16 protein-coding genes are annotated in these 13605 nt (G+C 36.2%); 8 read left to right on the top strand and 8 right to left on the bottom strand.

All coding sequences use genetic code 11. The features are described 5' to 3' along the window. Positions 1-94 precede the first annotated feature (94 nt). Both BZK16_RS01765 and gltS read left to right on the top strand, forming a co-directional pair. The gene (locus BZK16_RS01765) at positions 95-2317 is read left to right on the top strand and encodes an NADP-dependent isocitrate dehydrogenase (protein WP_077927181.1); all 2223 of its coding nucleotides are present in this window, start codon (positions 95-97) and stop codon (positions 2315-2317) included. A gap of 88 nt (positions 2318-2405) precedes the next feature. After that, positions 2406-3665 carry a sodium/glutamate symporter gene (gene gltS, locus BZK16_RS01760; RefSeq protein WP_077927180.1) on the top strand — a complete coding sequence of 420 codons (1260 nt, stop codon included), beginning with the start codon at positions 2406-2408 and terminating at the stop codon, positions 3663-3665. A gap of 87 nt (positions 3666-3752) precedes the next feature. Here gltS and BZK16_RS01755 read toward each other — a convergent pair whose 3' ends face one another. The 4 genes from BZK16_RS01755 to BZK16_RS01740 form a co-directional block, all read right to left on the bottom strand. Further along, positions 3753-4214 (bottom strand): DUF411 domain-containing protein, encoded by a 462-nt coding sequence (locus tag BZK16_RS01755; RefSeq protein WP_096777478.1) that lies wholly within the window; start codon positions 4212-4214, stop codon positions 3753-3755. 72 nt (positions 4215-4286) lie between these two features. After that, positions 4287-4610 carry a hypothetical protein gene (locus BZK16_RS14105; protein WP_143691119.1) on the bottom strand — a complete coding sequence of 108 codons (324 nt, stop codon included), beginning with the start codon at positions 4608-4610 and terminating at the stop codon, positions 4287-4289. A 62-nt stretch (positions 4611-4672) separates the two neighbouring features. Next, a complete protein-coding gene (locus tag BZK16_RS01745; protein ID WP_077927178.1) occupies positions 4673-5329 on the bottom strand; it encodes a substrate binding domain-containing protein in 657 nt (218 codons plus the stop codon). Positions 5330-5338: 9 nt separating this feature from the next. Then, positions 5339-5581, bottom strand: coding sequence for a LysR family transcriptional regulator (locus BZK16_RS01740; RefSeq protein WP_077927177.1), 243 nt, complete (start codon positions 5579-5581; stop codon positions 5339-5341). A 104-nt stretch (positions 5582-5685) separates the two neighbouring features. Here BZK16_RS01740 and BZK16_RS01735 point away from each other — a divergent pair, with 104 nt between their 5' ends. Next, complete coding sequence (locus BZK16_RS01735) at positions 5686-5952, top strand: hypothetical protein (RefSeq protein ID WP_077927176.1); 267 nt, start codon at positions 5686-5688, stop codon at positions 5950-5952. Then, entirely contained in the window at positions 5922-6878 is a 957-nt protein-coding gene (locus tag BZK16_RS01730) for an MFS transporter (protein WP_077927175.1), read from the top strand. Before BZK16_RS01735 ends, BZK16_RS01730 begins: the two co-directional genes overlap by 31 nt. A 37-nt stretch (positions 6879-6915) precedes the next feature. Here the strand turns inward: BZK16_RS01730 and glnA are convergent, their stop codons facing one another. The 4 genes from glnA to BZK16_RS01710 all read right to left on the bottom strand — a co-directional run bounded on the left by glnA (position 6916) and on the right by BZK16_RS01710 (position 9891). Continuing rightward, positions 6916-8325: a type I glutamate--ammonia ligase gene (gene glnA / locus BZK16_RS01725; protein ID WP_077927174.1), complete on the bottom strand. Its 1410-nt coding sequence runs from the start codon at positions 8323-8325 to the stop codon at positions 6916-6918. A 74-nt stretch (positions 8326-8399) separates the two neighbouring features. Continuing rightward, complete coding sequence (locus tag BZK16_RS01720; protein ID WP_077927173.1) at positions 8400-8729, bottom strand: AzlD domain-containing protein; 330 nt, start codon at positions 8727-8729, stop codon at positions 8400-8402. Beyond that, positions 8730-9431: an AzlC family ABC transporter permease gene (locus BZK16_RS01715; RefSeq protein WP_077927172.1), complete on the bottom strand. Its 702-nt coding sequence runs from the start codon at positions 9429-9431 to the stop codon at positions 8730-8732. Between the two features lie 85 nt (positions 9432-9516). Further along, entirely contained in the window at positions 9517-9891 is a 375-nt protein-coding gene (locus BZK16_RS01710) for a hypothetical protein (RefSeq protein ID WP_233145146.1), read from the bottom strand. Positions 9892-10030: 139 nt separating this feature from the next. Here BZK16_RS01710 and BZK16_RS01705 point away from each other — a divergent pair, with 139 nt between their 5' ends. The 4 genes from BZK16_RS01705 to BZK16_RS01690 are packed head-to-tail and all read left to right on the top strand — an operon-like array spanning position 10031 to position 13557. Next, positions 10031-10720, top strand: coding sequence for a phosphoethanolamine transferase domain-containing protein (locus BZK16_RS01705; RefSeq protein ID WP_077927171.1), 690 nt, complete (start codon positions 10031-10033; stop codon positions 10718-10720). Further along, the gene (locus BZK16_RS01700) at positions 10677-11858 is read left to right on the top strand and encodes a phosphoethanolamine transferase (RefSeq protein WP_158076785.1); all 1182 of its coding nucleotides are present in this window, start codon (positions 10677-10679) and stop codon (positions 11856-11858) included. The genes BZK16_RS01705 and BZK16_RS01700 overlap by 44 nt, the downstream gene beginning before the upstream one ends. Further along, positions 11858-12526, top strand: coding sequence for a response regulator (locus tag BZK16_RS01695; RefSeq protein WP_077927169.1), 669 nt, complete (start codon positions 11858-11860; stop codon positions 12524-12526). Before BZK16_RS01700 ends, BZK16_RS01695 begins: the two co-directional genes overlap by 1 nt. Beyond that, positions 12523-13557, top strand: a complete 1035-nt coding sequence (locus BZK16_RS01690; RefSeq protein ID WP_077927168.1) for an ATP-binding protein — start codon at positions 12523-12525, stop codon at positions 13555-13557. Before BZK16_RS01695 ends, BZK16_RS01690 begins: the two co-directional genes overlap by 4 nt. Positions 13558-13605: the final 48 nt, after the last annotated feature.

Genomic DNA, 13605 nt, shown 5'->3' with positions numbered 1-13605 from the left:
ATAAAGTATTACTAATGTTAGTATTTTATTATAAATAGGCATAAAAAAGGAACAATTCTTTGAATTATAGTCATCGATATAACGGAGGATGGAAATGACTAATCGTAACAACACAATTTATTACACGAAAACAGATGAATCACCACTATTGGCAACGTATTCATTTTTACCAATTGTTAAAGCAATTGTTAAACATGCAGACGTGAATGTTGAGTTAGCGGACATTTCTTTAGCAGGTCGTATCATTGCATTATTCCCAGAGCGTTTAACGGCTGATCAAAAAATTGATGATGTATTGAGCATGTTGGGTGATTTAACAAAAGTGCCTGAAGCAAATATCATCAAGTTACCAAACATTTCTGCATCCATCCCTCAATTGAAGCGTGCAATCAAAGAGTTGCAAGCTAAAGGTTATAACGTTCCTGATTATCCTGAAGCGCCAGCTAATGCTGATGAAGAAGCAATCAAGAAATCTTATGCAAAAGTATTGGGTTCAGCAGTAAATCCTGTATTGCGCGAAGGTAACTCAGATCGTCGTGCACCAGAAGCTGTCAAAGCTTATGCGCGCCAAAATCCACATCGCATGGGCGAATGGAAAAAAGATTCTAAAACTGATGTTGTGAGCATGACTTCTGGCGATTTCTACGGCTCAGAAAAAGCTGTAACAATTGATGCAGCAACTGAATACTCAATCGTTTTTGAAAATGCACAAGGCGAAGCAAAAACATTGAAAGCATTTGCACCATTACAAGCAGGTGAAATCATCGATTCATCAGTAATGAATGTGAAGCAATTGAAAGCATTTGCGAAAGAAGCGATTGCACGCGCTAAAAAAGAAGGTGTATTGTTATCTGCTCACTTGAAAGCAACAATGATGAAAGTATCAGATCCAATCATTTTTGGTGCTTTAATCGAAGTTTATTTTGAAGAATTATTTGCAAAATATGCTGCTGAGTTTAAAGCATTGGGCGTAACTGCTCGCAATGGTTTGGGGGATTTGAATCAGAAAATTGCAGGTCATGCAAAAGAAGCTGAAATCAAAGCTGACATCCAAAAAATTATTGATGAATCAGCGTTGTTAGCAATGGTTAACTCTGATTTAGGTATCACTAACTTCCACGTTCCTTCTGACGTTATTGTTGATGCTTCTATGCCAGCAATGATCCGTGCAGGCGGTAAAATGTGGGATAAGAATGGCCAAACAGCGGACACAATCGCGATGATTCCTGATCGTTGCTATGCATCTATCTACAAAGTGACTGTAGATGACTGTAAAGTAAATGGCGCACTAGATCCTAAAACAATGGGAACAGTGCCAAACGTTGGTTTGATGGCACAAAAAGCACAAGAATACGGTTCACATGATAAGACATTTGAAATTACTGAAAATGGCACTGTAAAAGTGATCAACAAAGCAGGTGATGTTTTGATGGTGCAAGCTGTAGAAACAGGTGATATCTTCCGTATGTGCCAAGTGAAAGATGCTCCGATCCAAGATTGGGTTAAATTAGCTGTAACACGTGCTCGTTTGTCTGGTATGCCAGCAATCTTCTGGTTGGATGAAGATCGTGCACATGATCGTGAATTGATTAAAAAAGTAGAGAAATACTTGAAAGATCACGATACAGCAGGTTTAGATATCACTATTCTTTCACCAGAAAAAGCAACAGCAAAAACATTGGAAATCATTCGTGCAGGTAAAGATGTGATCTCTGTTACAGGTAACGTTTTACGTGACTATTTAACAGATTTATTCCCAATCTTAGAATTAGGTACATCTGCAAAAATGCTATCTATTGTTCCATTGATGCAAGGTGGCGGTTTATTTGAAACTGGCGCTGGTGGTTCTGCACCAAAATTAGTGGAAGATTACATTGCAAATGGCCACTTGCGTTGGGATTCATTGGGTGAATTCATGGCATTGGCTGAATCATTGCATCATTTAGCACGTACAAATGATAATGAGCGTGCAGCAGTGATCGCAAGAGCATTGGAAAAAGCAAATGCTGATTATTTAGTTGAAAATAAATCACCACAATCAAAACGTGGTCAATTAGATACTCGTGGTTCTCATTTCTATCTAACTTTGTACTGGGCGAAAGCATTGGCAGAGCAAAATGATGATGCAGAGTTAAAAGCTTTATTCACTGATTTCTATAAGAATTTATCTGGAAATGAAGCAAAAATTGCACAAGAATTGATTGATGCTCAACAGCCAAATCAAGATTTGCAAGGTTACTATTTGCCAGCAGATGAAGCATTAAATTCATTAATGAGACCGAGTTCTACTTTAAATCAATATGTTACGATCTTATAATTTGGTTTAAATTAAGGTAAAATGTTGCCGCCGCCACTATGCTGTCTGAACACGGTATAGTGGCTTTTTTTATATTGGAGGTCGCATTTTGGAAGCTGTAAAAACTATTACAGAAATCCCAGTAGATATCTATAACACCCTGCTTGCAGCAAGCTTAGTGTTAATGTTGGGAAGCTTTTTAACTAAGAAAATCGCTATTTTTAACCGCTTGACATTACCACCACCAGTTGTGGGCGGCTTATTGGCTGCTGTTGTATTGTTAGGTGTAAGAAGTTATGGTGACGTACAGATTAACTTTGATGGTAGCTTAACAACACCATTGATGTTGATGTTCTTTGCAAGCATCGGTTTGAACGCGAACATTAAGCAATTAATGCAAGGCGGAAAGATGATCGCAATCTTTTTGATTGGCGTTGTGGGTTTATTGATCATTCAAAATGGTGTGGGCGTGGGGTTAGCAACAGCATTGGGTGAGAACCCATTATTAGGCTTATTAGCAGGTTCTATTACTTTATCTGGTGGTCATGGTACAGGTGCAGCTTGGGGCGCAGTTTTCTCTGAAAAATATGGCTTTACAACTGCAACGGAAATTGCAATGGCTTGTGCGACATTTGGTTTGGTTTTGGGTGGTTTGATCGGTGGCCCAATCGCTAAATTCTTGATCAACCGTGAACCTAACAAAATAGAAATTGATCCTACACAAAGTGCAGAAAGTTTATCAGCATTTGACCGCCCAACAGTTCGCCGTGCAATCACCGCAACTTCAATGTTAGAAACAATTGCAATGTTAGCGATCTGTTTAAGTGTTGGTACTATGATTGCTGGTATGTTGAAAGGTTCAGCAGTTGAATTACCTACATTCGTGTGTGTATTGTTCGTGGGTGTTATCATCAATAACTTGGTGAACTTTATCCCTAACTATGAAATCTTCGAACGTGCGGTATCAATCGCAGGTAACGTTTGTTTATCATTATTCTTAGCAATGGCTTTGATGAGCTTGAAATTGTGGGATTTAGCAACATTGGCGATTCCAATGTTAGTGATTCTATCAATCCAAGCAGTAATCATGGGCTTATATGCAATCTTTGTAACGTATCGTTTGATGGGTAAAGATTACACAGCAGCCGTATTAGCAGCAGGTCACTGTGGCTTCGGCTTGGGTGCAACACCAACAGCAGTTGCGAACATGCAAGTTGTGACTGAGAAATATGGCCCAGCACCAGTAGCATTCATAGTTGTACCAATGGTGGGTGCATTCTTCATTGACTTAGTGAATGTGATCGTGATTCAAGGCTTCTTGAAATTACCAATGTTTACATCAATGTTGACAGCAGTACCAACACCATAATTATCAATTAATTTTAGATTAAGCACGAAAAAGCCACTTAGATTTTTAAGTGGCTTTTTGTTGTGATCAAAGTAAATATTTTAAGATTTATTCAACATTAAATATTTTGGTTACGCTGTTATCATTGCTCACTTGCATAATTTTGAGTGAACCTTTCTTTTCAGGGCCCATGCCAGGAGAATTATATGGCATACCTGGCAAAGCTATGCCTTTAATGTCGGGTTGTTCAGCCCATAGCTTCTTAATAGAAGCAACAGGTACATGACCTTCGATCACATAACCATCCATGACAATCGTGTGGCAGCTAGCACCTTGTAAAGTGCCATATTGTTGCTTAATTTCAACAATATTTGGATGATCTACCATTTTAACTTTAAAACCATTCTCTTTAAGATAATCTGCATGTGCTGTACAGCAACCACAATTTGGGTCTTTGTATAATGTCATTTCAGGTAATTCATCTGTGTTTGCATGTGCAAAATTAGCCGTTAACATTACAGCCATTGTTGCTAAAGTAGATGCGATCATTTTGTTTTTATGTGTGAACATAGTCAAACCTCATACTTGAAAAATATTAAAAATAAATGTGTTAGAAATTAATAATAAAAAAATCAGAACAAATTATTTTATGGGAGGTTTGAGTTCAACAGTTGCATAAAACTGAAAGATTGCTTGATCATCTGCTAAGAGTTTCGGGGAGTTTTGGGGAGAAAGCTCTTTCTTAAAAGAAGGCGGGATGATTATAGACAATGCTTCACAATGTTTAATGCAATTAGTCGCAGGTTGTTGGAGATTACACGAATCACCATTATAAGGCATCAATTGCATAGAAGTTTCATGATGAATGGAGTTATTCAACGACATTGAAAATGAAGGCGAGACAAAAACAGACCAACTTAATAGCAGGACTACAATGCTAATGATGTTTAATCTGAATCTCTCCATATCGACTAAAATAGCCTCAATAAGTTTTCAAGGTAGTTCGCTAAGGATAACATCATTCTCGTCTAATATTGATGATTTACATCATATTTACAATGGCTGATGAGTGATTCAATTAAGACTCGAACAGATGCTGATGCATATTTACGACTAGGATAAGCCAAAAGTAAATCTAGCGCAGCAGGTTGCTGATCTAGTTCAATGGCAATTAGTTGTTGATGATTTAATTCATTTTGGCATGCTTGTTTAGCTAGAATTGCAAATCCTAAGCCTTTCAATGCTGCTTCTTTGGCAAGCATGCCACTATCAACACAAAATCTGCCAGAAACGTTCACGACATCATATCCACCTTGAGAATTACAAAATAACCAAGGTTTTTGATTGAGTATTGTTGATGTGGTAATGCAAGGTACTTGCAGTAATTGTTGTATATTTTTTGGCGCTGAAAACTTTTTGAGCAAATCAGGTGAAGCAACAACAATACTTTGGAATGAATGTACTTTTCTGACAATCATTGTGCTGTCATTTATTTCACCACGATGAAAGAATAATGCAATGTCTGCATTGTTGTGTAAATTTTCTAATCCTAAAAAATTGGTTTGAATTTTAATCTGTAGATCAGGATGTTGAAGGGCAAATGCAATCAAAATCTCACCTAATAATAGTGGACCTGATTCATTAGGAATAGAAATGGATAATTGACCAATCAATGTATTTTGCATTGCAGCTAATTACGATTGTGCTTCATTCATACCATTGATCAGAGGTTTTGCAGATGTAAATAATACATCACCGAACTCTGTTAAACGCAGTTGTCGAGTGCTTCGTACTAATAACTGATATTGTAATTGCTGTTCTAACTGAGTCACAGCTCGGCTGATATTGGAAGATGGAATATTTAAAGTGCGCGAAGCACCTATAAAACTACCACGTTCAACTACAGCCACAAAAATTTTCAAGGCATTTAAATTCATACAATTTATTATCCCATTTTTGATAAGAATAAAATCAAGTAATGCTATCTAGTTATCATTATATGGCTTAATTAAACTAGCTTTTTCATTTTATTGGACTTGCTGTGTTGATTTCTCAAAATAATAAAACCATTTTAATCGCTATGATTATATTCGGCGTGCAGTTTGCCAATACTTTGGAATATATGATGGTCAATCCTATTTTTCCATTTATGATTGATGATTTACAGACTGCTGTGAGTAATGCAGGTTATGTTGCCAGTGTATTTACAGGATCATCTGTGATTGCAGGGATATTGAGCTTTTTATTCATTGATCGATTCAATAAGCATCGTATTTTATGGGTTTGCCTACTATTCATCGGATATTGACATTGGCTATTCCATTACTGAATACATTCAGCCAAGTTTTATGGGTACGTTTAGTGACTGGTTTATTTGGCGGTGTTTCTTTGAATGTTGCCATGGCTGTATTGCTAGATTCAACGCCAGAGGATGCAAGAGGTAAAGTTATTGCGATTGTTTTATTAGCTTTTCCAATGGTAAGCATTATTGGTTTGCCATTAATGTTATGGCTCACAAATACATTCAGTTGGCACATCGCTTTCTATATTTTGGGAATATTGTGCATCATCTGTTGCGGATTAGTTTATTGTTTGATTCCTCAAAATCAGGCAAATATTGATACTCAATATAAAAGCTATTTACCTAAGGGATTAATTAGTCAAAGAATATTATTAGGTGCCGCATCCACTGGTTTATCTAATTTTAGTTCATTAATGTTGATCCCCTTGTTAGTGCCAATTTTTACGGATATTTTGTATTTATCAACACAAGATTTGCCTTGGCTATTTTTAGTTGGTGGTTTAGGTGCATTATTGGGTACAAAGTTTGCAAGTTGGCTGCATGATCAATTTTCTTTTAAAACTTTAATGCTGTGGAGCACAGCCATATTAATGATCAGTATGGCATATCTACTTTTGATGAGAGAAAACAGCTTATGGTTTGCATATAGTTTTATGTTTGGGATGATGTTTATGGTTTATGTCAGATTGATTTTAATCGCTATTTGGAGTGCAAATATTCCAAAGCCTGAGCAGCGGGGTGGATTCAACTCTCTACAATCAGCATTGAATAATTTATTTTCATCCATTGCCTTCATTATTCCATCCATATGGTTCAGTAATACAGCGCTCAATCAACAAGATTTGATGCCTATTATATATTTAGCAGTTTTTGCAAATCTGATTTTATTGCCATGTTTAAAAATGACAAAAGAAAAAAGCACTCAAAGATAATCTGAGTGCTTTGGTTTAATTATGGATCTAGGTGAATCTAGATTGCGTAATATAACTCAAATTCTGCAGGATGTGGAATTAAGTTTACATATTCGTGTTCTTTCATTTTTAAATTGATGTAAGCATCGATGAAATCATCATTGAATACATTACCTTGCTTCAAGAATGCACGATCAGCATCTAATGCATCCAATGCTTCTTTTAAACTGAAACAAACTTGTGGAATGTCTTGTTGAACTTCTTTTGGCAAGTCATATAAATCTTTATCCATTGCTTCACCTGGGTGAATTTTATTTTGGATACCATCTAAACCAGCCATTAATAACGCTGTGAATGCTAAATATGGGTTCGCTGTTGAATCAGGGAAGCGAACTTCAATACGGCGCGCTTTAGGGTTGTTGATGTAAGGAATACGAATAGATGCAGAACGGTTTTTCGCAGAGTAAGCCAACATTACAGGTGCTTCATAATGTGGTACTAAACGCTTATAGCTGTTTGTTGATGGGTTTGTGAAAGCATTCAATGCATGTGCATGCTTGATCACACCGCCAATGAAATACAATGCTGTATCAGATAATCCTGCATAGCCTTCACCTGTGAATAGGTTTTTGCCATCTTTCATCAATGAGATGTGAACGTGCATACCTGAACCATTGTCACCATGAATTGGCTTTGGCATGAATGTCGCAGTTTTACCATATTGATGCGCTGTATTTTTGATTGCGTATTTCAACAATTGAGTTTCATCAGCCTTAGCAACTAATGTATTGAATTTCACACCAATTTCACATTGACCAACCGCAACTTCATGATGATGAACTTCTGTAGGAATGCCCAAAGCTTCGATCATTTCACACATTTCTGAACGCAATTCATGTAAACGATCAATCGGTGCTAATGGAGAATAACCGCCTTTAACGCCACCACGATGCGCTAAGTTCTGTTCCATTTGGTCGCTGTTCCATGGCGCTTCTTCCACGTCTACAACGTAACCAACATTGCCCATTTGTGTGCTGTATGAAACATTTTCGAATACGAAAAATTCATTTTCTGGACCAAAGAATGCTGTGTCTGCAATGCCTGTTGAGATCAAATAGTTCTGTGCCAATTTAGCAATAGAACGAGGATCACGTTGGTAATGCTGTAATGTTGAAGGCTCAACAATGTCGCAGTACAACATTAACGTTTTGCGATTATAGAAAGGATCGATGCGCGCAGTTTTAGGATCTGGCATCAAAATCATGTCTGAATCTTCTACGCCTTTCCATCCCTGAAAGCTTGAGCCATCGAACATTTTTCCTTCTTCGAAAACATCTTCGTCAACTTGATGTGCAGGAACAGTTAAATGGTGTTCTAAGCCTTTAAGGTCTGTAAAGCGAAAATCGACATATTCGACAGATTCTTCAGCGATAAATTCTAGAACAGATGAAGCGGTAAACTCAGACATGGTGTGCATTCCTTTTAGATTGCGGAAAGAAATAATTGTAATCAAATTGTGCGGTTACGCCAAATTTTTTCCATTTATTGTAACAATAATAATATCCCATTGAGCGAGCCAATCCCGACTGCTAAGCTGATAAAAACATTGTGCCAACGAATGTACGATAGTAATACAAAGACAAGTGCAATAATTTCAGCACCTAAACGTGTCATTGTAAAATGTTCAGTGAAGAGATTAAGGCTAGCCATAATTAAAATTGTCATGACAGCCATTGGCAACGCGAAGTTTAAAGCCAGTAGCCAGCGTTGTCTTAATAATCTTTGGGGAACCAAAGTAGGGAAAGCTCTTAAAATTAGTGTGATGCCGCCCATTAAGATAATGCCAACTAATAGTAATGGGGTCGGTAACATTTATTCAGCTCTCTTGAAGGAAAAGTAATGAACCATAATGCCAATAATGGCAATGGTTAAAGCACCGATTAATAATATTTTAGGGAATATTAAATAGGCAATTAAAAATGCTGGTACAGCAATTAAAGCAGGGAAGTAGACTTTCTTCTGTTTCCATTGTTCGTACCATAAAATGACGAATAAGCAGGTTAAGGCAAACTCTAAATTAGGAATCAATTTTCCCAATTGGTGCCCTGCTAAAACGCCTAAAATTGTGCCAATTACCCAGTAGCTATGGACTAAGGTAGATATTTTTAGAAAGGGAGATTTTTGCTTCTCTTTCGGTAATGTTGTCATTAATGAGAATGCTTCGTCCGTTAAGCAAAATAGACAATATGTGCGTTTTAGTTTAGATTCAGGCAATGCATCCATCAAAGGCAATGCATAGAAAATATGTCGAAGATTGATGGCAAAAGTATTGATGGCTAAATCTAAAATGGATGCGCCAGTTGCCACAGGTTGCACAGCTGCATATTGTGCTGCGCCAGAAAATACCACAATACTGATGAAGATAGAGATCCAGTCCGGAATGTTAGCCGCACTAGATAAAACACCGAATGCCATTGCTGCTGGGAGATAGCCCATTGCGACTGGCATTGAAATTTTAAATGCTTCACGCCACGTTGAGGGTGGAATGGCGTTTTGCGTGGTTGTTTGTGACATTATTAATTCTATAAATGAATAAATGATGAACAGAGATTTTATTAAAGTTATTGCGTAATGTATAGCCTACTTCACGAGTATATTTTTATGACACAATAAATTTCGACGCCATTGTCTGAAAAATATTTTCATATTGCTCATGATCTGTAGTAGCAAAGGGGACTTTTTTTACAATAAGTCTTAGGATTAGAAACAGATCCATTTTTAACTCAGCATCACTGACATACTCTTTAATTCCTGCTGCATATTGAAATAGCGCATCCTTATTTGGGATTTCAACTATTTCAAAAGGTTTAAGATTATCTTCATCACTAGCCATAATTAATACTGAATCGCCAATGGGGCACTTTACTTCAATATTTTCCAATGCATCTATCAATGGCTGTAGATTAACCATTACTCGTTTAAATGCTTTTGTATGAGATCTATTTTTCGAGACAACAGCAATAGAGAAGTTCATATTAATGATCCAATGGGTGACATTATGAATTCTATTAAAGACGAATATATTTTTCAATGCCGTTAATTTTATTGCGTTAAGGTTATTTTAAGGTTCAGTTTTTATCATCTCAATATCAAATTATGTATTGAGAAAAACTATGAAAACTTTGTGGCATAAACTGAATCAAAAATATGAATTATCATGGCTAACAGCATTGGTTGCCTTCGCAGCTATATTTGTCTTTACGCAAAATATTGTATTTTGGCGCGCTGTTTTTAGAATAGTGCCATTCAATAATACACAAGATTATCTATTTGTCGGCGTTGTGTTGATTGTTTTATTGTCATTGATGGCAAGTTTATTTTCTTTGATCTTATGGTCCAGGCGATTAACTTTGGTTATTTTGATTGCCTTAATGAGTTTAAGCGCATCTTTTAACTACTTTTCATATCACTATCAGATCTATATGGATCGCGATATGCTTACAAATATTATCGAAACAAATACGTTAGAAGTTGTGAATCTATTGAGTTTTGAATTACTTGCATGGATAACTCTAGGGGCGATTGTGCCATTTTGGTTATTAACTCGCATTAAAATTAAACCAGTTATTTGGTGGAAAGGTTTAATGCAACGTCTATGTTTAATTACAGGCGCTTTAGCTTTGATTAGTGGCACATTGTTTGGTTTAAATTTTTATAAAGATTTTGCGTCATTTTTCCGTAATAACCGTCAAGTTGTGAAATTAATCATGCCAAGTAGTTTTGTGGCAAGTTATGTTTCATATGCAAAGAAANGGTTTAATGCAACGTCTATGTTTAATTACAGGCGCTTTAGCTTTGATTAGTGGCACATTGTTTGGTTTAAATTTTTATAAAGATTTTGCGTCATTTTTCCGTAATAACCGTCAAGTTGTGAAATTAATCATGCCAAGTAGTTTTGTGGCAAGTTATGTTTCATATGCAAAGAAAAACTATTCACAGGCGCAGCCTTTCAAATCTATGGGGGATGATGTAGTTCTCGTTAAACCTGAAGCGCAAAAGAAAACATTGATGATTATGTTTTTAGGTGAAACAGCACGTCGCCAAAGCTTTTCATTGAATGGTTATGATAAAAATACAAACCCTAAATTATCACTGCAAGAAAACTTAGTAAGTTTTCAAAATGTTGTATCTTGCGGTACTGCAACAGCTGTTTCTGTGCCTTGTTTATTCTCTAAAATGACACGTGCCGAATTTGATAAAGTGAGCGCAGAAAACCAAGATAATGTAATGGATGTCTTGCAAAAAGCAGGTTATAAAGTTTTATGGCGTGAAAATGATAATGGTTGTAAGGAAGTTTGTAATCGTATTCCAACACAAAATGTGAGTGATTATACAACGGCAAAACCATCAGCTGGCGCATTGTATTATGATGAATATCTATTGGAAGGCTTGGATGATTACATCATGGCGCAGGATAAAGATGATAATTTAGTGATTGTATTGCACATGAATGGTAGCCACGGACCAACATATTATCAACGTTATCCTGAAGCTTCTCGCATCTTTAAACCAACGTGTGATACTAATCGAATAGAAACGTGTGATACAGAAGTCTTAAAGAATACTTATGATAATACGATTGCTTATACAGATGATGTCATTAATCGCGGGATTGAATTATTGAAGCGTTATCAAGATCAATATGAAACATCGATGTTATATGTTTCTGATCATGGGCAATCATTGGGTGAAAAAGGTTTCTACTTACATGGTGCGCCTTATATGATTGCACCTGAAGAACAAACATCTATCCCTTTAATTTTTTGGGGCAATGATGAGTTTTATAAAAATCGTGGGTTAACATTGGGCTGTATTCAGAAAAAAGCACAGCAAGAAAATTATTCTCATGACAATATATTCCATACATTATTAGGATTGTTACAAGTACAAACAACAGAATATGATCCAAAACTTAATATTTTTACAGAGTGTTCGAACTAATGAAATTATTAGTGGTTGAAGATGATTTACTATTACAACGTGGATTAGAAAAAGCCTTAATTCAGGAAGGTTATGCTGTGGATATTGCAGGTAATTTAGAATCTGCACGCCAATTCTTAAGTAACAATGATGGTTTTTATAGCGCAATTTTATTGGATTTGGGTTTGCCTGATGGTAATGGCTTAACATTATTAAAATGGTTAAGAGAGTCTCAACAGAGCTTGCCAGTATTAATCATTACAGCACGAGATGCATTGAATGATCGTATTGTTGGTTTAGATTCGGGGGCAGATGACTACTTAGTGAAGCCATTTGAATTAGCAGAATTGTATGCAAGATTGCGAGCAATCATTCGTCGCCATTGTGGGCAAGCAGATAATTATTTAGAAATTGCCGATTTTATTTTGAATTTAACCAATAAAACCATTACACATTTAGGCAATTCTCTAGAATTAACTGTACGTGAATATGCGGTTTTATCGAGATTGTTATTAAAATATCAGCAGGTTGTGCCGAGAGAATTACTGCTACAAGATTTGTATTCTTGGCAGGATTCTTTTGGCTCTAATACTTTAGAAGTTTATATTCATCGTTTACGTCAAAAAATTGGCAAAGATCGAATCCAAACTGTGCGAGGTTTAGGTTATCAATTGGTGGATGCTGTATGAATTTAAAGAAACGATTATTAATCTCTTTTGGCGCTATTTTGGCCATTTCTTGGATCATCATTGTGGCTTGGATTTGGCATGAAACAGACGAGCAAATGGATATTTTAATGGATCCTAACTTAAGTGATGCTGAGAAATTCTCAATGATTCAGTTTGAGATTAAAGAGATTTTTGTTGCTGTAACGTTGCCTATTTCAATTGTCATGTTGCTGGCTTGGGTTTTGATTGTTTCTATCACTAATCGGTTTGTGAAGCCGTTTTTACAATTGGCGGAGCAATTACAAAAACGTAATGAGCTCAATTTAAGCGAAATAGCTGTTCGTGCAACATCTGGAGAATCAGAAATCATCATTCAGCAATTGAATCAGTTGTTGGAAAGGATTGCTGAACGCATTGAATATGAGAAGCAATTTACAGCAGATGTTGCCCATGAATTAAGAACGCCATTGGCTGGTATGAGATTAAATCTAGAATTAATGGATGATGTACCAGAAAAAGCGTTATTCATTACCAAAATAGATGAATTATTGGTCACGATTGAGCGTTTATTGCAATTTGCACGTGCAAGTCATGAATTGCATTCCAATGAAGCTTATCAATTCAATGTTTATAGTGAAATCATTGAGCCTTTGAAAGCCGAATATGAAGGTAATTATCCAAATACATTGCTATGGAATGTGCCCCAAAACTTAAAGCTCAAAGGCGATCCTAGTTTGATTTATTTGCTGATGAAGAATTTACTGGATAATGCAAAGTTTTATGCTGCAAATGGCAAAGAAACCGTGATTGCTTTTCAGGAAAAAGTAAATACAGTTGAATTAACTATTATGGATAATGGAAAAGGCATTAACCCGGAGCAATTAGCTGAAATGAGTAAACCTTATAAACGCTCTGACGAAACACGCAATGGTTTTGGTTTGGGGTTAAATATTGTGGAAAGAATCGTTCAAGCACACGATGCCAAAATGATCATTCAAAATAGAACAGATGGTGAAACAGGATTGATGATTACCATTAAATTTAATCGATAAATATACATAGACTCATAGCAAGTTACGCTGTTGTTTGCTAATCTCTTT

The organism is Wohlfahrtiimonas populi (assembly GCF_002006795.1).
GTDB lineage: Bacteria > Pseudomonadota > Gammaproteobacteria > Cardiobacteriales > Wohlfahrtiimonadaceae > Wohlfahrtiimonas > Wohlfahrtiimonas populi.
The sequence above is the reverse complement of the archived record's forward strand: the minus strand, read 5'-3'. Positions and strand labels throughout refer to the sequence as shown.